Annotated in this window: 16 protein-coding genes, 2 tRNA genes and 2 pseudogenes; 8 read left to right on the forward strand and 12 right to left on the reverse strand. The window is 62.2% G+C overall.

Features of this window, described 5'->3' with window-relative positions:
* Nucleotides 1-71: 71 nt before the first annotated feature.
* Entirely contained in the window at nucleotides 72-1286 is a 1215-nt protein-coding gene (locus ACRQ5Q_RS33410; RefSeq protein ID WP_439394182.1) for an ABC transporter substrate-binding protein, read from the forward strand.
* Nucleotides 1287-1401: 115 nt separating this feature from the next.
* Here ACRQ5Q_RS33410 and ACRQ5Q_RS33415 read toward each other — a convergent pair whose 3' ends face one another.
* Nucleotides 1402-2364: a TAXI family TRAP transporter solute-binding subunit gene (locus tag ACRQ5Q_RS33415; RefSeq protein ID WP_439394184.1), complete on the reverse strand. Its 963-nt coding sequence runs from the start codon at nucleotides 2362-2364 to the stop codon at nucleotides 1402-1404.
* Between the two features lie 107 nt (nucleotides 2365-2471).
* Here ACRQ5Q_RS33415 and ACRQ5Q_RS33420 point away from each other — a divergent pair, with 107 nt between their 5' ends.
* Both ACRQ5Q_RS33420 and ACRQ5Q_RS33425 read left to right on the forward strand, forming a co-directional pair.
* Nucleotides 2472-3446, forward strand: a complete 975-nt coding sequence (locus ACRQ5Q_RS33420) for a Bug family tripartite tricarboxylate transporter substrate binding protein (RefSeq protein WP_439373598.1) — start codon at nucleotides 2472-2474, stop codon at nucleotides 3444-3446.
* A 383-nt stretch (nucleotides 3447-3829) separates the two neighbouring features.
* Nucleotides 3830-3905, forward strand: a tRNA-Ile gene (locus tag ACRQ5Q_RS33425).
* Nucleotides 3906-3922: 17 nt separating this feature from the next.
* Here the strand turns inward: ACRQ5Q_RS33425 and ACRQ5Q_RS33430 are convergent.
* The 6 genes and pseudogenes from ACRQ5Q_RS33430 to ACRQ5Q_RS33455 all read right to left on the reverse strand — a co-directional run bounded on the left by ACRQ5Q_RS33430 (nucleotide 3923) and on the right by ACRQ5Q_RS33455 (nucleotide 11639).
* Nucleotides 3923-5173: a tyrosine-type recombinase/integrase gene (locus ACRQ5Q_RS33430; RefSeq protein ID WP_439394186.1), complete on the reverse strand. Its 1251-nt coding sequence runs from the start codon at nucleotides 5171-5173 to the stop codon at nucleotides 3923-3925.
* A gap of 805 nt (nucleotides 5174-5978) precedes the next feature.
* Complete coding sequence (locus tag ACRQ5Q_RS33435; protein WP_439394188.1) at nucleotides 5979-8591, reverse strand: DASS family sodium-coupled anion symporter; 2613 nt, start codon at nucleotides 8589-8591, stop codon at nucleotides 5979-5981.
* A 55-nt stretch (nucleotides 8592-8646) separates the two neighbouring features.
* Nucleotides 8647-9246: pseudogene (locus ACRQ5Q_RS33440) on the reverse strand (anion permease); the annotation flags it as partial.
* A 48-nt stretch (nucleotides 9247-9294) separates the two neighbouring features.
* Nucleotides 9295-9519 (reverse strand): hypothetical protein, encoded by a 225-nt coding sequence (locus tag ACRQ5Q_RS33445; RefSeq protein ID WP_439394189.1) that lies wholly within the window; start codon nucleotides 9517-9519, stop codon nucleotides 9295-9297.
* A gap of 58 nt (nucleotides 9520-9577) precedes the next feature.
* On the reverse strand, nucleotides 9578-10414 hold the full coding sequence (locus ACRQ5Q_RS33450) for a citryl-CoA lyase (RefSeq protein ID WP_439394191.1): 837 nt from the start codon (nucleotides 10412-10414) through the stop codon (nucleotides 9578-9580).
* Between the two features lie 16 nt (nucleotides 10415-10430).
* Complete coding sequence (locus tag ACRQ5Q_RS33455; RefSeq protein ID WP_439394193.1) at nucleotides 10431-11639, reverse strand: CaiB/BaiF CoA transferase family protein; 1209 nt, start codon at nucleotides 11637-11639, stop codon at nucleotides 10431-10433.
* A 347-nt stretch (nucleotides 11640-11986) separates the two neighbouring features.
* Between ACRQ5Q_RS33455 and ACRQ5Q_RS33460 the strand changes: the two genes are divergently transcribed.
* The 4 genes and pseudogenes from ACRQ5Q_RS33460 (at nucleotide 11987) to ACRQ5Q_RS33475 (ending at nucleotide 15328) form a co-directional block, all read left to right on the forward strand.
* Entirely contained in the window at nucleotides 11987-12673 is a 687-nt protein-coding gene (locus ACRQ5Q_RS33460) for an IclR family transcriptional regulator (protein ID WP_439394195.1), read from the forward strand.
* A gap of 147 nt (nucleotides 12674-12820) precedes the next feature.
* Nucleotides 12821-13570 (forward strand): annotated as a pseudogene (locus tag ACRQ5Q_RS33465) (IS5 family transposase); the annotation flags it as partial.
* A gap of 449 nt (nucleotides 13571-14019) precedes the next feature.
* A complete protein-coding gene (locus ACRQ5Q_RS33470; RefSeq protein ID WP_439394197.1) occupies nucleotides 14020-14298 on the forward strand; it encodes a helix-turn-helix transcriptional regulator in 279 nt (92 codons plus the stop codon).
* Complete coding sequence (locus ACRQ5Q_RS33475) at nucleotides 14249-15328, forward strand: tyrosine-type recombinase/integrase (protein ID WP_439394199.1); 1080 nt, start codon at nucleotides 14249-14251, stop codon at nucleotides 15326-15328. The genes ACRQ5Q_RS33470 and ACRQ5Q_RS33475 overlap by 50 nt, the downstream gene beginning before the upstream one ends.
* A 187-nt stretch (nucleotides 15329-15515) precedes the next feature.
* Here the strand turns inward: ACRQ5Q_RS33475 and ACRQ5Q_RS33480 are convergent.
* The 5 genes from ACRQ5Q_RS33480 to ACRQ5Q_RS33500 all read right to left on the reverse strand — a co-directional run bounded on the left by ACRQ5Q_RS33480 (nucleotide 15516) and on the right by ACRQ5Q_RS33500 (nucleotide 20103).
* Nucleotides 15516-15591 (reverse strand) — tRNA-Lys (locus tag ACRQ5Q_RS33480).
* 168 nt (nucleotides 15592-15759) lie between these two features.
* Entirely contained in the window at nucleotides 15760-16356 is a 597-nt protein-coding gene (locus tag ACRQ5Q_RS33485; RefSeq protein ID WP_439394201.1) for a Spy/CpxP family protein refolding chaperone, read from the reverse strand.
* A 209-nt stretch (nucleotides 16357-16565) separates the two neighbouring features.
* Nucleotides 16566-17567, reverse strand: coding sequence for a TRAP transporter substrate-binding protein (locus tag ACRQ5Q_RS33490; RefSeq protein WP_439394203.1), 1002 nt, complete (start codon nucleotides 17565-17567; stop codon nucleotides 16566-16568).
* 266 nt (nucleotides 17568-17833) lie between these two features.
* On the reverse strand, nucleotides 17834-19396 hold the full coding sequence (locus ACRQ5Q_RS33495) for a 2-isopropylmalate synthase (protein ID WP_439369868.1): 1563 nt from the start codon (nucleotides 19394-19396) through the stop codon (nucleotides 17834-17836).
* Nucleotides 19397-19839: 443 nt separating this feature from the next.
* Nucleotides 19840-20103: a hypothetical protein gene (locus ACRQ5Q_RS33500; protein ID WP_439369869.1), complete on the reverse strand. Its 264-nt coding sequence runs from the start codon at nucleotides 20101-20103 to the stop codon at nucleotides 19840-19842.
* A gap of 277 nt (nucleotides 20104-20380) precedes the next feature.
* On the opposite strand from ACRQ5Q_RS33500, the gene ACRQ5Q_RS33505 reads away from it, so the two are divergent.
* Entirely contained in the window at nucleotides 20381-21613 is a 1233-nt protein-coding gene (locus tag ACRQ5Q_RS33505) for an SMP-30/gluconolactonase/LRE family protein (protein WP_439369871.1), read from the forward strand.
* The last annotated feature ends 10 nt before the right edge of the window (nucleotides 21614-21623 follow it).

Consider the following 21623-nt stretch of genomic DNA (forward strand, 5'->3'; position numbering starts at 1 on the left):
AACCAATTCAGCCGGGCCATACCCGGCGAAAGCAACACCGGCCAACGCGCCGGACCCAGGGGAGGACAAACGTGAATCGAGCGAGATTTGGACTGCCGGTCGCGGCCGCGCTGGCAGCGGCCGTTCTGCCGGGCGCTGCCATGGCGCAGGTGTCCGACAACGTCGTCAAGATCGGCGTTCTCACCGACATGAACGGTCCGGCCTCCGCGCCAACCGGCCAGGGCTCGGTGACCGCGGCGCAGATGGCAGTCGACGATTTCGGCGGCACCGTGCTCGGCAAGCCGATCAGCATCGTGGTCGGCGACCATCAGCTCAAGGCCGACATCGGCGCCTCGCTCGCGCGGCGCTGGTACGACGTCGACCAGGTCGACCTGATCGTCGACGTGCCGGTCTCGGCGGTCGGGCTCGCGGTGCAGAACATCGCCAACGAGAAGAAGCGGCTGTTCATCACCCACTCCACCGGTACCGCCGATTTCCACGGCAAGTTCTGCTCGCCTTTCGCGATCCAGTGGGTGTTCGATACCCGCGCGCTCGCGGTCGGCACCGCCGATGCCGTGGTCAAGCGCGGCGGGGACAGCTGGTTCTTCATCACCGACGACTACGCCTTCGGCCACTCGCTCGAACGCGATGCCTCCAGCGTCGTCACTGCCAATGGCGGCAAGGTGCTGGGCTCGGTGCGGCCGCCGCTGGCAACGCCTGATCTCTCCTCCTTCGTGCTGCAGGCGCAGGCCTCCAAGGCCAAGATCATCGGCATTGCCGCTGGTCCCCCCAACAACATGAACGAGATCAAGACCGGCTCGGAGTTCGGCGTGTTCAAGGGCGGCCAGCAGATGGCGGCATTGCTGGCGCTGATCACCGACATCCACGGCCTCGGCCTGCAGGCCGCGCAGGGCCTGCTGCTGACCACCTCGTTCTACTGGGACATGGACGACAAGACGCGCGAATGGTCGAAGCGCTATTTCGCCAAGATGAACAAGATGCCGTCGATGTGGCAGGCCGGCGTCTATTCCAGCGTGATGCACTATCTCAACGCCATCAAGGAGACCGGCACCGACGACCCGCTCAAGGTCGCGGCAAAGATGCGCGAGAAGCCGATCGAGGATTTCTTCGCCCGCAACGGCAAACTGCGCGAGGACAATCTGATGGTGCACGACCTCTGGCTGGTGCAGGTGAAGACGCCGGAGGAGAGCAAATATCCGTGGGACTATTACAAGATCCTCACGACGATTTCCGGCGACAAGGCGTTCGGCCCGCCGGACCCGGCGTGTCCGCTGGTGAAGAAATAGGTTTGGCGAGGATGAGGCCGCGATGACGGTGCACCCCCTAGCCCCCTCATCCGGCGCTTCGCGCCACCTTCTCCCACAAGGGGAGAAGGAAAAAGGCGCGCGCTTGGAGCGTTCCCTACTTCACCACTCCGATCTCGCGAAAATACTTCATCACACCTGGATGGATCAGCTCCGGTCGCGGCGCGGCCGCGACGGTGTTCGCGGCCGTGGTCTCGCAGGCCTGCGCAAGTGTCTTGCAGAACGTCGCCTCATTGCCATGCAGCGTCTTCGCCAGGCGATAGGCGACGTCGTCGGGCAGATCCTCGCGTGTCAGCACAAAGCTCCACGAGCCGAGCGAGGCAATGGGCTCGGACTGCTTGGGGTAGCTGCCCGCCGGCACCGTCAGCGGCTTCAGGAACGCATGCTTGGCGCGGACGCGCGTGATCTCCTCCGCGCTTGGCGCGATGAAGCGTGCGCCTGACGCGCTGGAGGCCACTGCGGCAAAGCCGGGCCAGCCAATGCCGGCTCCCCAGAGCGCGGCGACGCGGCCGTCCTCGACCATGGCAGGGCCGTCGCCGGCGCGGTCGAGATAGACCGCCTTGAAGTCCTCGTCCTGCTTCAGGCCGAGGCCATCGAGCACATAGCGCGCCAGGATCGGCAGGCCCGAGCCCTTGGCGCCGAACGCGACGGGCTGTCCGACGAGATCGGCAATCGTCTTGTAGGGACTGTCCGCGCGCACGACGAACATGCCGGGGTTGGAATAGATCGCGGTGAGAATCTTCAAGCTCACCGGCGCGCGGCCGATGCCGGCAAAAGCCTCATAGGCCGGCTCGCCTGCGACCAAAGCGAGATCGAGCTCGCCCTTCTCCAGAAGCGGAATGTTCTCGTTGCTGCCCTTGGTGTTGCGCGGGGCGATGGTGATGACGGGATCGGCCGCGTTCATCACTTCCGCGAAGGCATTGCCATAGAGCGGAAAGCCGCCGCCGGGCGTTGCGGTGCCGAGGCTGATTGTCTTGGCGGGAATGGCGTTGCCTCCGGTTTGGGCCGCGGCGGGACTGGCGAGCAGCGCCGCTGCGAGAAGGATGATTGCGAATCTCATGGTCGTTCCCGGCGGGCCTGCGTCAACACCGACTTGCGGCGATGTAGGCAGCCGCCCGTTTTTGTGAAAGCATGGAGCCCAACGACAATAGAACAATGGGAGGCGTCATGTTGCGAATTTTGCGTAACGGTGTTTTCGGGCTCGCGATTCTCCTAGGTCTTTTCAGCGCCACCCCTCCCGCCGCGGCCGCCTATCCCGACCGCCCCGTGCACTGGCTGATCGGCTTTGCCGCCGGCGGTCCGGTCGACATCGTGGCGCGGATCATGGCGCAGGCGCTCTCGGACCGGCTCGGCCAGCAATTCATCGTCGAGAACCGTACCGGCTCCGGCGGCAACATCGCGGCTGCGGCTGCGATCAACGCAGCCCCCGACGGCTACACGCTGCTGTTCGTCGCGCCCAACAACGCGATCTCGACCTCGCTCTACAAGAAGCTGCCGTTCGACTTCCTGCGCGACACCGTGCCGGTGGCGAGCATCATGCAGCTCACCAACATGCTGGTCGTCTCCAACGCGTTTCCGGCGAAGACGGTCCAGGAGTTCATCGACTATTGCAAGGCCAATCCCGGCAAGATCTCCTTCGCCTCCTCCGGCAACGGCACCTCGGTGCACATGTCGGCCGAGCTGTTCAAGGCGATGACCAAGTGCGACATGATCCACGTGCCCTATCGCGGCTCGGCGATCGCCTTCCCCGACATCATCTCCAACAAGGTGCAGCTGATCTTCGACAATTTGCCCTCCGCGCTCGAGCAGTCGCGCGGCGGCAATGTCCGCGCGCTAGGGGTGACCTCGCCGCAGCGCTGGCCGACCGTGCCCGACGTGCCCGCGATCGCCGAGACCGTGCCGGGCTTCGAATCGGTCGGCTTCTACGGCATCTCCGCGCCGAAGGGCACGCCCAACGAGCTGATCGAGATCCTCAACAAGGCCGTCGGCGAAGCGCTGAAGGACCCGAAGGTGATCGCGCGGCTGACCGAGAATGGCGGCATCCCGAGGCCCATGACGCCCGCCGAGTTCGGCAAGCTGGTCGCGGACGAGACCGAGAAATGGCGCAAGGTGGTGGAGTTCGCGGGGGTGTCGGTGGATTAGCAGCGGGGCGCCGCGAGAAGAGTTTTGAGAGGGCCAACAGGCGCTCTCAAACAAGAGTGCGAAAACAACCCCATGCACAGTAGAAGACGTGAGCAATCACAGGGGCTTAAGGAAGCGCAGAATGTGGCCCGGCCGGATGAGCGTGACGGACGTTTGACTCGTCGGGCAAAACAGTGGCAGAATGCGATTATTCCGAATTCAGCTATCATCTGGCGCGCGGCGCATTCCGCTTGATCGGCCCGGTTCGTTCGGCGCGTTGTCCCGACGCGGACCGAGCACCACTTCGCCTTGAAAACGCTTGAGGATTGCACCCCCGCCTCAGGCCCTGTAAACGAACCACGCACCGTCTGCCGGCCGCGCGTTCCCGCGGCCGTCCCGCGGCGGGGCCTGTAGCTCAATGGTTAGAGCCGGCCGCTCATAACGGTCTGGTTGCAGGTTCGAGTCCTGCCGGGCCCACCAATAAAATCAGCAACTTATCAGGCCCCGTTTCGTCTGATCGGAATCACCGCACCAGAAACCGCACCAGATACGACCGCTTTTCGTTCGCCCGCGGGATCGCGCTTGGCGATTTTCTCGACGGCGTCGGACAAATAGTCGGGATGGTGATGGCCATACGTGTTGAGCAGAACCTCAAGCGACATTCCGAGATAGCCTGCCGCCTGCCAAGGATCTGCCCCTCTCTGCATCAGCCAAGTAGCCGCAGTGTGTCGCAGAGTGTGAGGCGAGATGCCCGGACCAAGCCCTGCAAGCCTCACAGCACTCTTGAACGCCGTTTTGACCGAGGTAATCGGCCTTCCGTTGTACTCGACGAAATGCTTCGCCTCTGGATCAATCCGGTACCAGCGCCGCAGATGAGCTAGCAAGCGAAAGGGGATGGGCACCGTCGGTTGCCGCTTGTTGGTTTTGGCGCTGCCCTGTTTCAGACGGTAGTAGCGACCGCGCTCCAGGTCTACATAGGAGCGACCGATCGCCGGAATGGGAGACGAGGCTGCGATAGCTCCCGCACGGGTTCCGCTGTAGATGCCCAGCAAAATGAACCGCGCAAGATGGCGAAGGGGACGCTTGCTTGTGGGGACCTTCACGTCCTCCATCGGTCGGCGAGAGCCTTTTTGCATTTCGCGATAGCGCCAGCAGGTCCAAACCAATTTGGCCGCATCGCTGCGCGTCAGCCACTTGTCTCGGGGTTGCCCCTTCTCCGGCAGCGACACCTTCACGATTTCCCGATGATATCCTTCGCCTGCATGGTGACCAATGGCAGCGCGGAGGTCTTCAAGGTCTCTGCGCGCGCCTCCCCTTTTGCCGCGCTTCTTGGCGTACGAGCGACATGCCTCCCCATTTACCTCGCCCAGCATTTTTGCTCCCCACCACTCGTTCAACCGTTCGATCCGCTTCTTGAACTTGCGGATATCGGGGATGGTATCTTCGCTCTCGCTATCGACATTGAAACGGCCGCGAAGCTTGTCCAACTGCGCGTCCAAATAAATCGAGAGGACATCCGCAATAGCGATATCGTCTATGTGGCGAATTCGTCGTTTTGGGGTGTGTTTAGAGGTTATGTAGTCTCTTAGCTTTTCCTCCGCGGCCGCAATCTCATCTGCAGCGCAGCCTGTGCTGACATCCCGGCCATTGTCTCTGATGATCCAGGTTGCCTGGTGAGTGATTTTTCCGCTCTTGTTTCGGCGGGCAGCCTTGAGCTGAAGTCGGGCCCCCTTGCTTCTTCGCGGCATAGCTCTCTCATCCGTTCGATATGAGCCAGCGTTGTAAATTCTTTGCCGGCAATCTTCTCAATAATCAATCGACTCCGATCGCGCTCGCGACGCAAACCCGCGACCGTCATTCCCTTAAAGGAAATGCGATCTTCACGGCATCAGCAAGGCGAACAGGGGCACCAGGTGTAATTTCAGGTTGTGCCAGATCTTTTCGGACCTGTAAACCGTGCGCGGTGTGGCGAGCCTTGCAAACGACCGCCTCGAAATGAAGCCATCACTTCGCTCATCGTAACGATCGGGTATGCTATTAGTGCAATCGCGCAAGTACCTGGACGCGATCAGCGAGAGTCGCGTTGGCTGGTAGGCGCTCCAAGCATCGATTACCTGCTCCGGTGGGAATGGGTCTTCCGCATCCGGCCACTCATGGTAGGAGGCTGCAGGCTGCTTGTAAGGCCAGGTTCCGGCACTCGAATTCAGCGCGTTGAAATGGAAGGCTCTGCCGAAAAGAAGAGTCGTTTGCTGGACGACACTATCGTCATCTGGTCGAGCGGGCGGCCGACTCTATCGCGATGACGCGGCGGACCGTCTCGTTTCCGCCTCCTCACCGCTAAGAAATCAATGCCACGGTTTGTCGTTCAGGCGCGCCCTCAATCTCAGTCTCAACGTAGGGAGGCGTGCGTCAAAATGCTTGCCTTACTTAGTCGCGCCCTCGATGATCCACGCTTGGACCCAAGTTGGCGACCGAATAAGACTAACACTCGCACCTGCAACGTGCGGTGTGAGGTGTCTACTCGTAAGCGCCATCCAGAATAGACGAGGCTAATCAGAGGAGCAGCCGGTGATCTGCTGTACTCATAAAATCTGCCGCTGACAGCAGGCGTAGCTGATGTCCGCTTGTCCTCAGGAGCGGCGCGAAAGCGGACGTTGTCGGACTCCCGAGAAGGGCCACAACCCGGCATACTAGCGGCGCGCTCGTATCGAAATCGCTCAGAACATCCCGAGCCACCGCCAGTAGGTCGACGCGCAAATCGCATAGACTTTTGCAGGCGAGCAGGCTGATCGGGACACCCACCTTTGGGAAGTCGAGGACCGTCAAGCGGCCCGTACCGTAGACGATGATATTCGGCGGCGTGTTGCAAAACATGAGAACCGGGTAACCGCCGATGATCATGCCAGCCGGAAGAACGAGCACACGCGGATCCACCTGAGCGGTCTCCGCGAGAGCCAACACGATCGGAATGATGCCCGTCGCCATCGCAGTTGTCCCGACGAAGAGCACATGCAGCAACTGGATGACGATCATCACAACAAGCAGCGTGGTGAGCAGGCCTGCCCCGCCCAAACCGAGTCCATGAAATATTGCCGCTGCAATCCAGTTTGCTGCCCCCGTCTTGATCAGCAGATCGCCGAGCGTGATGCCGCCGCCGCATATGAGGATGACTTGCCAGGAGATCTCGCGGTTGGCATCGGCCCAGTCGATCACGCCGATTTTCGGCAGGAACAGCAGACCGGCACCTGTCAGGCAGACGACGGTCGTGTCGAGTTTCGACCATCCCTGGGTCGTCCACCCGACCACGACGAGTACGCAGATTGCAAGGGTTCGCCATTCCGCGGCGGAGGTGCGGCCCATCTCGGAAAGCCGCTTTGCGATAACATCGCCGGCCAGAGGCGCGTCATGTCGCTCTTCGGTCCCGACGACCATTTGAATCACGAACCATGCCAGGGAGGTCATGATCAGCGCCGGAGGAAAACCGTAGATCAGCCAGTCGACGTAGGTCACCGGCCGTGCCGCCTTGGCAAGAAAATCCGCGGTCACCGGATTCGGTACGGTCGCGGTCAGGATGCCAGCGCTGATCGTCGCATTGGTGAAGGCAAGCGTCAGGAGCAGATTGACAACGAAGCGGGTGCGGCCTTCGCCTCCGATCACAGAGCCGATGCCAAGGCACACCGGGAGCAGCACGGCAGTTCGCGCGGTTGAGGACGGGATCAGGAAGGCGAGCACGATATTGGCGATCGTTACTCCGAGGGTGATACGGGTCGTCGTCCCGCCGGCGATCTTGAGAATCTGGTATGTAATGCCCTCGGCGAGCCGGGTCTTGACCATCGCTGCGGCGAGGATGAATGCGCCGAGGATGAGATAGACGGATGGCGAAGAGAAACCACTCAAGGAACTCGCTGGCGTTGCAATGCCCAGAAGAACGGCCGCTGGCGCGATGACCAGGCTGGTGATCGCGAGCGGAATGGCTTCCGTGAGATAGAGAACGAACACCGCCGAGAACAGAGCGAGCGCCCGATGACCGCTCGGCGAGAGCCAGGCGCGCCAGCCGTCCAGGCGGCAAGCCCTATGCCCAACGCGACCGGAATACCCATCGCACGCCGTATCGTCTCGAACGAGGCATGATCCGTCGACGTCAAAGCGCTCATTGCGGGTCCCCTGCGGTTCTGAGTTGATAAAAGCCGGTCGCCGTGTCGTGGAGGGAGACGCACCTGACGCTAGGCGCTTGAACGCATTCCAGCAGACGCCGTAGGCAAAGGAGCCCTTGTCGACCGGGAAATTGCTTTCGAACATGCAGCCGGCGCCAAAAGCTTCGATACAGGTCTCGACGTAGGACGCCACGCACTCGCCAGTTGTCCGGATGCCGGAGGATCTGCTTTCTTTTCGAAGCCAAAGCCGTTGATGCGCATGCCGAGACCGCCGACTGACGAAGACGTTGTCACGCCTGGCGAGCGAGATGATCGAGCGCTTCCAACTGGCGAATATCTCGTCGCGCCGTTCGTGATAGGCACCGATACGGACGACGCCACCGCAATGCTCGAGAACGATCCTCGTTGCGGGAAAATCGGCCGCAAGGCGCGCAAGATCGTCGATCTGCGGGTGGAACAGCCAAGCGTCGAACGTCAGCCCAAGCGGCGCCAGTTCGGCAAACCCGGCACGAAAGGCGGCATCGTCCATCAGACCGGGCGGCCCGGCGCTGAGTGGGTTCATCAGTGAAGAATCCCGGTCCCAGGCCACGATGTGGCGGATACCCCTGAGCAGACCATGTCCGGCGAAGATATGTGCCTCAAGCGTTTCGCGGACCTCCGATCCTCGGCGCAGATCCGCGTGGCCGACGATGCCCATCGCAATCCGCGGATGAGTCCCGGAACTGGCGGCTGCGATGGAGGCGACATATTCCGTCTCGCCGACCGGCTTGAGGTGATCCGGTCCGCTGGTGCGATACCGGGTCTGGCACTGGACGAAGACGGAGCCGACAATGTTGTGGCCCGATGCGGTGTCCTCCAGGAACTCTTCGGCGAGATAGCGCCAGCCCGGCCGATCCCAGAGGTGATGGTGAGCGTCGACAATCGGTTCGTCGGGATCGAGCGCCGGTTCGACGCGCCGGGCGAGCCATTCGGTGCGGACAGGCAGGTAGTTCGGATTGGGGTGCGGGCTCATCGGCGATTTTGTTCCAGTCTATGATGCCAGAAAGCAGCGTGGCAGCGACAAGCGCCAGAGCGCCAGCCGTCGCGTCGATACCGGTCCAGCTCCCGGTCGCCCAGAGCGCGATCGCCGTGACAAAGAGCAGTGCGAGCAGCCGCTCCTTCCAGGTGACCGGACCGAGCTGCGCCCGACCTTCATTGGCGATCGACTTGTTGTCGAAATGCTTGAGATCCGGCGGGTAGACGAAGTAGATGACCAGCGGCAGGACGAACAGACAGAGCAGGCCGGGAAGCGCCGCGGGCTTGAACCACAGAAACCAGTCGATCTTCGTCTTGAGAATCGACTCGCCGAGCTTGATCATCAGCAGGTTCGGCGCGATCGCGGTCAGGAAGATGTAGCCGGTGGTAAGACTGATGGAATAGAGCAATACCGTCAGGTATGACCCGACCCGCCGCGCTGTTACACCGGGTACCGAGCTCAACGAAATCGCGACCGACCTGATAATAGGAAAGACGATGCCGCCCGACCGCGCGGTGTTGGACGGCGTCGCAGGCGCCAGTGCCCGACCGCCCCGACGAGGAAGAATGCGATGCGTCGACCGAGCCCGGTTTCGACGATCGCGGAACCGATCAGGAAGGCCGAGAAGCGAGCCAGACAATCGGGCTGGCATAGCCAGCCATGACGACCGGCCCGCTGCCGAGAAAAATCGCCGATACCGCTACAACCGCAAGGATGACGACCGGCTCGTTGTGTGGCCGCAGAATGAATCCCAGGATGGCTGCACGAACTGACGCCACGCTTCTAACGTCAGCCCGGCAGGGATCGGGGAGAGCAACACGATCGCCGGCGCGAGAATGCAGACCAGGAGCCGCCATTGGCCGAGCGCTTTCTTGAGCAATTTTGGCTTTAGAGCGGCCTGCGGCGCGATATCAATGGACGACATTTAGTGCTCCCTAGGATATTTGGTGACCGCGCTTCTTTTGGCGCTTGGTTCACGATCGTTAGGCCGGGCTGAAGTCGCGTGGTGGCTTGCCTGTGTAGGAATAGGGAGCACCTGGAGGCATCGGCCCCTTGATACGACCGCCCTGCTGCTTCTGCTCCCAGGCATGCGCGAGAATGCCGACCGAGCGCGACAGGATGAAAAGTCCTCGCCCGAGTGGCGGCGCAAAACCGAGTTCGGAGTAGATGAGGGCGGTGGATCCGTCGATATTCATCGGAACCTTGCGGCCCTTGCCCTGTTCCAGATGGGCTTCTACAGCGCGGCCGATGTCGGCAAACTTGCCGGAGATCACGCCGCGCTCACGAGCAGCATCGACCAGCGACAGGAGCCTCGGCGAGCGAGGATCGATCGGGTGAAAGCGATGGCCGAAGCCCGGCAAGATTTTCCCGTGTGCCTCGACGAAGGCGGCGATACCGGCCTGCGTCGCCGCTACAAGTGGCACACCTTCGTTCATCCGTCGAGCGATGTCGGCGTACAGCTCCATGCATTGCTGGCCGGCGCCTCCGTGGACGTCGTCGAGCAAATTGATGGCCGACGCCATTGCTCCATTGAGCGGCAAGCCGCAGGTGACGGACATACGGCCGACCGCGATCGAGGGCGCTTGCGGTCCATGATCGACCGCAGCCACAAGAGCGGCTTCTAGCAAAGCGGCATGATCGGACGACGGGAGATCGCCGCGCAACAGAAGCCATATCATCTGCGGAAAGCTGACTGAGCCGATCAGCTGCTCGATCGGAAAGCCACGAAAGCGGATGACGCCCGGCTTCATGTCGATAATGTCGGTCGACCACCATTTAGTTGCCTCGGTCAGGAGATCGGCGGGATTGGATTCGGGCATGACCAGGATTTCCTTTTCAAGCGACGCGGACCACGCCGCGGTCGGCCATTTCGTCGATCTGCGCGCGCGTATAGCAGAGCCGTTCGAGCCATGTCGCCGTGTCGGCGCCGAGCAGCGGGGGAGCGGACGGTTCGGGAAAGCCTTCGTCTAGAAGAAAGCCTGGGCGCGTCACCCGTAGCTGTTGCCGTTCGGCCGGTTCGACAGGCAGCTTCTCGACGAACCGGCGTTCGACCAGCTGCGGCTGCTGCAGTGCGTCCTGCACGGAGAGCACGCACCCGGCGGGAACGCCGGCGGCGTTGAAAATCTCCTCCCATTCCTCGGCGGATTTCGACGTGAGCGCCTTGTTGATCTCGTCGCTCAGGGCTGCGCGATGCAGCTTGCGCGTGTGGCGTTCACCGAACCGCTCCTCACTCAGCAAATCGGGTCGTCCGATCAGCTGGCAGAGCTTCTCGAATTGCTTCTGCTCGTTGGCGGAAATGTTGAGCGGACCCGTCTTCGTCTTGAACGTGCCGGATGGCGCCGCCGTGAAATTCTCGTTTCCCATCGGCTCGGGGAGAATGCCAGCGTTGAGGTGGTTAGAAACCACCCAGCCCATTGCCGCCAGAGTCGATTCCAGGAGCGACACATCGATGAACCGGCCTCGGCCGGTCGAACATTGCGCGACCAGCGCCGCCGAGATTGCGAAGGCTGCCGTGATGCCGGCCATGGTGTCGGAGATCGGAAAGCCGGTGCGCAACGGCGCCGATCGGTGATCGCCGGTTACGCTCATCGCGCCCGAGAGACCTTGCACGATCTGGTCGTAGGCGGGCCGGTTTGCCCAGGGGCCTTCCTGACCGAACCCAGATATGGCGCAGTAGATCAGCCGGGGATTGCGCTTCACGAGCACCGCATAGCCGAGGCCGAGCCGCTCCATGACTTTGGGCCGGAAGTTCTCGAGCAGCACGTCGGCCTGGTCAACAAGTCGAAGGAATGCATCCCGACCCTCCGGCGACTTCAAGTCGATCGCGATCGATTGTTTACAGGCGTTCACCGCAACGAAGGACAGGCCGAACAGGCGCTGTGCCATCGTCGGATCTGCCCCGAGGTGCCGAGCCAGATCGCCGCCCTTCGGATTTTCGATCTTGATCACTTCGGCGCCGAGCCGCGCCAGGTTGTAGCCACAGAAGGGACCGGCGAGCACGTTGGACAGATCGAGGACGCGCACGCCTTCAAGCGGCAAACTCATGGCGATCTCGTAAGACGCTCAGCCCTAGTTCTGTTACACAGAACTTTATTCTGTGCTGCAGACCTAATGCATGAGTTCAGGGCGCGAGTCAAGTCGGTTCTATTGTGGAGAACCCGAGGCGGCCTTTATCCCAATTGATTCTTCCGGCCACACCAACTAAGTTCTGTCCTGCAGAACTCTCCGGCTGATCCCGACCTTGGATTTTCCTTTCCGGCCCTGTTTCTTATGCGGTGCGGCCCAGGAGGTTGGCGTCGTAGTCACGGCCCTTTGCGAGCATGCTCCAGGCCATGCGCGCAAGTTTTGCGGCCAGGGCAACAACCAAGACATTGGAGTGGAGGTGATTTTTGATGACCAGAGACGGCGCGGAGTCGGTCGAGCGCGCACTCAACATCTTGCGCGCCTTCTCCGAAACGCGCCGGCAGATGAGCTTAACAGAAATCTCTCAAAGCACCGGCTTGTATAAGAGCACGGTCTTGCGTTTGACCGCATCGCTCGAAGCCTGGGACTTCCTGCAGCGAGGAGAGGACAGGCTCTATCGGCTCGGACCGGAGTTGTGGCGTCTTGGCGCTATTTACCGGCGCGGACTGGACCTCGGCGAGTTCATCCGGCCGGTTCTGCGCCGCCTCGTCGATACGACCCAGGAGAGCGCCTCATTCTATGTCCGCGACGGCGACGAGCGCATATGTCTGTATCGCCAGAATTCGCCGCGCGCGGTTCGACACCATCTTGACGAGGGAGAACGGCTCCCGCTCGATCGCGGTGCCGCGGGGCGCGTTCTGCGCGCCTACACGGCGCCGAAGTGGCCGCCAGGAGCGCAGATTCGAGAGGACGGCTTCTATATCTCGTTGGGTGAGCGCGACGCAGACGTCGCCGCCGCTTCGGTGCCGGTCATCGACAATGCAGGCCGGTTGCGCGGCGCCTTGTCTGTATCCGGATTGAAAAGCCGTTTCGATACCAAGGCGCAACACTTGGCGATCAAAGCCATGAAGATGGAGGCTGCGCGACTAGCTGACCAACTGCCCGCATCTGATTGAGTCCGGCGAACAAGCGCGAGATGTCGCGTTAGGGTCATGAGACAAAACTCAAGGAGAGGATGATGGGTCCGCTTTCCGGCGCACAGCGACCAGTTGAACCTGACAGCCGAGCTATGATTCAAGCCACCCAACGGAAGGGGCCGAATCATGCGCTACGAACTCACGGACTATGAGTGGTTTTCCATTAAAGCCGATGCTGCCGAATAAGCCGCGCGGCGTGCCACGCGTGAATGACCGTCGTGTCCTCAATGGCATCTTCTGGATCTTGCGTTCCGGAGCGCCATGGCGCGACCTGCCAGAAAACTTCGGTCCGTACACGACTTGCTACAATCGGTTTGTTCGGCTGGCGAAGGGCGGGCGTGTGGGCCAAGCTCATGAGCGTACTGGCCGGCCGCCCATGATGCTGCCGTGCAGATGATCGGCACTTCCATTGTTCGCGTACATCAACATGGGGTCTGCATCACAAGAAACCGACGCCAATCGATGGGACGGTCACGCGGCGGTCTGACGAGCAAAATCCACGCGGTGGTCGATAGCAATGGTCTACCGGTACGGCTTGCGTTGAGCCCCGGCGAGGCTCACGACGTTCGACTTGCCGGAAAACTACTGTGTCGTCTCAAATCCGGATCCATGTTGCTTGCCGATCGTGGCTACGACGCCGATTGGATCAGAGAGCTTGCCATGAAGAAAGGCGCGTGGGCCAATGTCCCGCCGAAAAGCAAGCGAAGCGAGCCGATCTGCTTTAGCCCGTACCTCTATCGCGCTCGCAACCAGGTCGAACGGTTCTTCAACAGGATCAAACAATGCCGTCGAGTGGCGACGCGGTACGACAGGCTTGCGGGAAACTACCTCGCCTTCATCCAACTCGCATCTATCCGGCTATGGCTCGCCGCGCGTTATGAGTACACGCCCTTCTGTAATGGGCCCGATGATGTCAAGCCTCCCTTTCTGAGAGGGCTCGCGTTCGCCGTGGAATCGCTCGCTTCGATACCCCTGACGCGTTGGCTCGAGCGATCGCCAAGCTAGTAACACTTAAAGATCGTTGTGCGCCAGCACCACAGGACAAGCGATCGAGACCAAAGCAGCTCAACACCAAGCACGCCCGCACGAAGCGCTGATCGGACGCAGGCACAAAACTCCGCAAAGCAGTGCTTCTTCGAGCGCCTTCACTCTTGCCGCGTGCCGCATCATGTTCCACAAGCTAAGTCCGTGATCATGCGCGCACACTGACCGATTTACACGCCAGGCTGGCCGAACATACGACAGCCGATCCCACACTCTTTGTTCAGCCGCATTTTTTCGGGTTTGCTCGAAATCCGGCGCCATTCACAGCAGTGGAGCACAGGGTGACCGAGCCGCGTGGCATCTCTAAAAAACAAGCTGCGGCCTACGCTGGCTGCGAGTCGCTTTCGGCGTTCACGGAATGGGTGCGACGCGGAATCATGCCTAAACCGATTCCCGGAACACGCAAATGGGATAGAAAAGCTATTGACGCGGCCCTTGACCGGCTATCTGGTTTACAGCCTAAGATTGAAGCTCAAGTAACACCATACGACGCATGGAAGGCTTCCCAGAATGCGGGTGCGGCTGAAAGGGATCAACCGGTCCATAAAAAAGCTCGCTGACGGTACATCGAAGACCTACTGGTACGCTTGGAAAGGAGGCCCGCGCATTGACGCGGAACCCGGCACGTCGAAGTTTATGCGCCTCTACAACGAAGCAGTGTCGTCGTACACAACAAAGAGTGCTGAGACGTTCAGCTCGCTCATTGACTACTTCAAGGACTGTAGCGAGTACAAAGATCTCGGCGACAAGAGTAAGCGCGCGTACGATGGATATCTCAGGCTCGTCGAGGCCAAGTTTGGATCGATGCCAATCGGCGCTCTCGAAGACAAGCGCGCGAGGGGTGACTTCAAAGAGTTTCGTGATTCATTCTCCGATACGCCGCGCAAGGCGGACTACGTGTGGACAACGATTGCGCGTGTTCTGTCGGTTGCGAAGGATCGCGGCAAGATCGCAGTGAACGTTTGCGAGCGCGGCGGGCGGCTTTACGGCTCTGACCGATCGGAGATCGTATGGAGCGCCGAGGACATCCGGGCCTTCTGCAGCGTTGCGTCCGTTGAACTGCAGGCCGCCCTACTACTTGCACTGTGGACGGGCCAGCGCCAAGGGGACCTGCTGCACCTAACTTGGAAGGACTACGACGGCAGGTACATCCGGATGCGTCAGTCTAAGGGACGCGGCAGCAAGGGAAGGCGCCGTGTAACCATACCGGTGGGGCCGCCGCTAAAGGCGGTGCTCGATGCTGCGCTGAAGGAAAAGCGCTCTGCAGTGACCATTTTGGTCAATTCGTTCGGACGGCCGTGGACGGACGACGGCTTCAGGACGAGCTGGGACAAGGCCTTTAAGAAAACATCCTTGAAGGACCTGCACTTCCATGATTTGCGCGGAACTGCTGTTACGCGTCTCGCGCTGTCCAACTGCTCGGTGCCGGAGATCGCCTCGATCACCGGCCACTCGATGAAGACCGTGCAGGAGATCCTGGACGCGCACTACCTGGGTGGCCGGCTCGAACTCGCGGAGTCAGCGATCAAAAAGCTGAGCGAAGTGTACGGGTCGGAACAACAGATTGGGATGTGGATCGATTCCAGGTGAAGGCGTCCTCGGTCGTCAAGGGTTCTGCGTGAGAGAGCGCTCCACGCCGCCGCGGGGACGAGCTAGCCGCTGCGGCAACGCGCGGCCATCCCGCCGTCCGCGTACGGACAATGAACAGATTTCTCAAACCGGACGTCAAACCGAATGGTCCGTTCTGACGCGCACTGCTGTAAGTGCTTGATTTGCTTGGTGGGCGCACCAGGGCTCGAACCTGGGACCCGCTGATTAAGAGTCAGCTGCTCTACCAACTGAGCTATGCGCCCGAAAGGCCGGTCAAAGCCTTGCGAGGCCGGTCGTTTAGCAAAGCGATCCGGGGATGGCAAGCGACGTGGCGCATGTTTTCCAAGGTTCTTCCACAGCCCCAAAAAGCGAAAAGCCGCTGGATTCCAGCGGCTTCGCCAAGGTTAATCCCCGTGAAATCCCGTACCGGCTCAGAGCCGGCCCTCGCCGTCCCGGTCCGGGCCGGCGTCGCGGTCGAAACGGTCGCGGTGGAAGTGCTCCATGCCCCTCTCCATCATCCGGTCCATGCCGCGCTCCATGAAGCGGCGGGGCGGTCCGTCCTCGCCGCCGCCGAACGGGCCGCGGTGGCGGGTCAGCACGGCAAGGCGCCGCTTCTGGCCCTCGTCCAGGGTTTTGTAGAGTGGATCGGCGGCATCGGCGATCTTCTTCAGGGCGACGGAACTGGCGCCCATGTCCTCGGCGCGCTGGCGCAGGCGGGCGATCGGATCGTCCGGCTTGTCGGCGTCACCGGGACCGGCATTCATGCGCGCATTGGCGCGATCGATGCGCAGCTTGGCGAAGTCGCGGACGGCGGCTTCGACCGGCGGCCACAGCTTCTCCTGATCGGCGTTGAGCTTCAGCCCGGCATGAACGGCGGCGATCCGCGCGTCGACGAAGGCGGCGCGGTCCTCCGGATTCATGCGGATGTGGCGGAAGTGCTCCATCCACGGGTGATGATATTGGGCATAGACCGCGCCCGAGCCGGCGATGCTGAGCGCGGCGATGGCGGCAATAGTGAACTTCTTCATGACGGACCTCCTCTGGAAGGATGCCCGCAAGGATGAGCGCGAGGAGGCTGACGCGCAACTTACAACTTGGACAGGAAAGCGGTTCTTGCAGAGATGTAACTGCCGTGAATGTCCGTTCAGATGCATACTGAAATGATTTGCAACAGAAAGGGCTTCCGGGCCGACACGGAAGCCCTCTTCATACACCATTTATCCGCGCGCCAAGCGCGTCAGTTCGTCGTGCTCTTGGCTTCCTTCAGGAACTCGTCGATCAGCGGCTGGCCGATGCGGCCCGCGGCGTCCTTGTAGACCGGCTCCATGGCCTTGCGCATCGCCTCGTCCTGCTCGCCCGTGAGCCTGATGATCTCGCTCTTGCCGCTCTTCCTGATCTCGGCGAGCGCGTCGTCGTTCTCCTTCTGCGACTGCGCGTTGTTGAAGTCGGTGGCTTCCTTCATCGCCTTCGACAGCTGGTCGCGGATGTCGGCCGGCAGGTCATCCCAGAACTTCTTGTTCACGATCACGACGTAGCCGATGTAACCGTGATTGGTCTCGGTGATGTACTTCTGCACCTCGTGCATCTTCTGGGTGTAGATGTTCGACCAGGTGTTCTCCTGCCCGTCCACCACGCCGGTCTGCAGCGCCTGGTAGACCTCGCCGAAAGCCATCACCTGCGGCAGCGAGCCGAGCGCCTTGAACTGGGCCTGCAGCACCCGCGAGGACTGGATGCGGAACTTGACGCCCTGATAGTCGGCGGGCGCAATCAGCTTCTTGTTCGCGCTCATCTGCTTGAAGCCGTTGTCCCAATAGGCAAGGCCGGTGATGCCCTTGGGCTCGAGCAGCTTGAGCAGGCGCGCGCCGAGCGGGCCTTCCGTCACCTTCCGCAGCGTCTTCAAATCCGGAAGGATGTAGGGCAGGTCGAACACCTCGAACTCGCGGATGCCGAGCGGGCCGAACTTGGAGTTGGATGGCGCCAGCATCTGCACGCTGCCGAGCTGAAGCGCCTCGAGCTCTTCCTTGTCCTTGTAGAGCGTCGAGTTCGGGTAGACCTCGACCTTGACCTTGCCGCCGGTGTACTTCTCGGCGAGCTCCTTGAACTTCTCCGACGCCTTGCCCTTGGGCGTGTCGGTAGCGACGACGTGGCTGAACTTGATGATGATCGGCGACTGCGCCGAGGCGGGCCCCGTCAGTGCCAAAGCCGCAATCGATGCCGCAGCCCAAATGAGTTTCCTCATGCTTCCTCCAGTAGGTTTTGCGGGACTCGGACCGCAGGGGCCAAGCCTCAATTTCTTGGAAGGCAGCTTTAAAGGGAAGCAGGGACAGGTGCTATTGGCCGTTAGCAGGGCAGCCATTCATCATGAACGCCGCTGCGCCCCCTCTCCCGCTTGCGCGAGAGGGGGCCTCCACAATCGGGCTATCCCTACGAGGAGAGAACCTTCACCCCCCCCGCCCTTCCGGCGTCGGCCTCTCCCGCAAGCGGGAGAGGCAAGGACAGGCAGCGTCAGCCCGCCGCTGCCGTCGTCACCGTATCGCGTTGGCGCTTCATGACGATCTTGTTGAGCGCGCCGAGATAGGCCTTGGCCGAGGCCACCAGCGTGTCGGGATCGGCCGCGCGCGCCGTCATCGAGCGGCCGTCCTGCGACAGCCGCACCGACACCTCCGCCTGCGCGTCGGTGCCTTCGGTCACGGCGTGGACCTGGTACAGCTCGAGCTTGGCCTCGTGCGGCACCAGGCGCTTGATGCAGTTGAACACGGCATCCACCGGACCGTTGCCCTCGGCCTCCTCGATCTTGATCTGGCCGTCGACGTCGAGCTTCATGGTCGCCCGCTGCGGGCCATGGGTGCCGGCGATCACGGTCAGCGAGGTCAGCTTGATGCGGTCGTGCGAGGCCGCCATCTCCTCGTCGACCAGCGCCTCGATGTCCTCGTCGTAGATGTCCTTCTTGCGGTCGGCGAGCGCCTTCATCCGCGTGAACGCATCTTCCAGCTGGTTCGGGCCGAGCTTGTAGCCCATCTCCTCCAGCTTGTGCACGAAGGCGTGGCGGCCGGAATGCTTGCCGAGCACCAGCGAGGACTGTTTCAGGCCGACCATCTCGGGCCGCATGATCTCGTAGGTCGAAGCGTCCTTCAGCACGCCGTCCTGATGGATGCCGCTCTCATGCGCGAAGGCGTTCCGCCCGACGATCGCCTTGTTGTACTGGACGGGAAACGAGGTCGCCGCCGACACTACCTTCGACGCGCGGGTCAGCTGCGTGGTGTCGATCTTGTTCCAGTACGGGAATTTGTCGTTGCGGACGTTGATCGCCATCACGATCTCTTCGAGCGCAGCGTTGCCGGCGCGCTCGCCGATGCCGTTGATGGTGCACTCGACCTGACGCGCGCCGCCGACGATGCCGGCCAGCGAGTTCGCTACCGCCATGCCGAGATCGTTATGGCAGTGGACCGAGAACACCGCCTTGTCCGAGTTCGGCACGCGCTCGATCAGCGTCTTCATGAAGTGGGCGTATTCCTCCGGCACCGTGTAGCCGACGGTGTCGGGGATGTTCACCGTGGTGGCGCCGGCCTTGATCACGGCCTCGACGATGCGGCAGAGAAAATCCATCTCGCTGCGCGTGCCGTCCTCGGCCGACCATTCGACGTCGTCGATCTGGTTGCGGGCTCGCGCGACCATCGCAACCGACGTCTCGATCACCTGCTCCGGGGTCTTGTTGAGCTTCACCCGCATATGCAGCGGCGAGGTCGCGATCACGGTGTGGACGCGGCCGCGCTTGGCGAATTTCACCGCCTCGGCGCAGCGGTCGATGTCGGCGGGATGCGCGCGCGACAGGCCGGCGATGACGGAGTTCTTGGAGCGGCGGGCGATCTCGCTGACGGCCTGGAAGTCGCCTTCGGAGGTGATGGGGAAGCCGGCCTCGATGACATCGACGCCCATGTCATCCAGCAGCTCCGCGACCTCGAGCTTCTCCTCGAAGGTCATGGTGGCGCCGGGGCACTGCTCGCCGTCGCGCAGCGTGGTGTCGAAAATAATGACGCGGTCCTTATCGGACTTGTTCGCGGGGGCCATTGCAAGTTTCCTTTTGAGCTTTTGCGCCGTCAGTCTTCTGGGCGCCTGAGGTGTCCGGTGATCTCGAGCAACCCCCTGAGTGCCCAGGCGCGCAGCGCCCAGCCGGCCCTCAGGGGCAGCTAAGAAGAAGCCCGCCGAGAAGGAGGGTGGGCAGCGCGGCCGGGATCGTGGCGGCGGCCAGAGCCACCTCCGTCGAAATCCCATCGATTTGGCCACGAATCAGCATTGCCGGACCCTTTTGAGCCCCAAAATCCTCGGTCAAAACCGTTGACGGTTGGTTGCCGGGAGGCTCGATGGGTCTGTTTCTAGACGAGAAATGGCCGCAACTGCAACGCCAAAAGATGGTCAGGACGGCTGACCTGGTTCGCGATTGCTGCTCGTCCTCGCGATGCAAAGGCCCTTATTGTGCTTCGCTCCTTCCGAAATAAGGAAGCTGCGACAGACTAGCCCGCGCGGCGGGCGCGCGCCCTGCTCTCCCAGCGGTCCAGCATCTGGCCGAGCTCGCCGGTGGCTAGCTTTGCAACTGCGTTGGAATTCGCGGCTTCGTTGGTGTTGGCGGGCGCGGCAGCGCGCAGCCAGCCCGGCTCGCTGTATTCCCGCCAGCGCCGCGCCTCCGCCCGACGTTTGCGGGAGGCGAGATCGCGGGTGAAATAGCCAGCGGCGAACGCGACGGCGAGTGCAATGACCAGTGCAACGACGGCTAGCACAGAGACTCCCGGTATTTGCCCCGCGCATCGTTCTGCCAGCATCGGGCACGAGGTCAAGGCTTGACACACCCCGAAATCGGCCCCGCTTGACCGCCGGCGGCCGAGGCGAATTGTCGCCGTGCAGCTTCGCACAGCCGCAATGCGGCAATGTTGCGGCGACCCCGCGGCATCGCGCTGAGGCTGCGAAGCTGCCCCTCGCAACCGAACGCGGACCGGATTAACCTTCGCCTCGCTCGGCCGGATCAACCGGCCAGCCGAACATGACCGGGAGGACGCGATGACACGCCAGGAGGCTCCTGAGCAGGAGCAGCGTGCGCAGGATGCTGCGCTTTCACGACGAACACTTGTCCGGGGACTGGCGCTCGGCGCCGCCGCCACAATGGCTGGCCCCGCGCTGGCCCAGACCGGGCCTGCCGCACCGCCGACGACGATCACCACACCGCCGCGCGATTTCGGCCCGGGCGGCGCGCCGACCACCTATTTCTGGGACCCCGACATCATCGCGGTCGATCCGTCCTTCAACGATCTCGCGCAGCCCAACACCGCGATCAAGCGTCTCTACACCGGCCTGTTGTGGGCGGAGGGTCCGGCATGGAGCGCACAGGGGCGTTATCTGCTCTGGAGCGACATTCCCAACAACCGGCAAATGCGCTGGACCGAGGACGACGGCCGCGTCAGCGTCTTCCGCTCGCCCTCCAACAATTCCAACGGCAACTCCTTCGACTTCCAGGGCCGCCAGCTCTCCTGCGAGCACCTGACGCGCCGGGTGACGCGCTACGAGCATGACGGCACCGCCACGGTGCTGGCGGATTCCTATCAGGGCAAGCGGCTGAACTCGCCGAACGACATTGCCGCGCATCCCGACGGCAGCTACTGGTTCACCGATCCGCCCTATGGCGGCCAGCTCTATGAAGGCGAGCCTGACGTCGCGGGCGGCCCGAGCAACGCGAGCGGCAAGCTCAATCCGCGGATCGGACAGCCGGCCGGCTTCGTGCCGGGCAAGCGCGAGCTGCCGACCAACTGCTATCGCATCGATCCCTCCGGCCGCATCGATCTCGTCGTCACCGAGGACCAGGTGCCCGATCCGAACGGCCTGTGCTTCTCGCCCGACTACAAGAAGCTCTACATCGCCTCGACCGGCAAGGGACCGGGCGATACCGGCCCCGGCGGCAACGGCGAAATTTTCGTCTTCGACGTCGGCACGGACAACAAGCTCTCCAATCTCAAGAAGTTCAGCGATTGCGTGATCGACGGCGTGAAGTGCGGGCCCGACGGCCTGCGCTGCGACGTCAACGGCAATGTCTGGTCCTCCAGCAATGCCGGCCGCGCCGTCGGCTACAGCGGCGTGACGGTGTGGTCGCCGGAAGGCAAGCTGCTCGGCCGCATCCGTCTGCCCGAAGTCTGCGGCAACGTCTGCTTCGGCGGTCCCAAGCGCAACCGCCTGTTCATGGCCGCGAGCCAGTCGCTCTATGCGGTGTATACGGCGACGCAGGGCGCGGGGCCGGGCTGAAACGCAGCGA

Origin of the sequence: Bradyrhizobium sp. PMVTL-01, from assembly GCF_051861855.1 — a bacterium.
Taxonomy (GTDB): domain Bacteria; phylum Pseudomonadota; class Alphaproteobacteria; order Rhizobiales; family Xanthobacteraceae; genus Bradyrhizobium.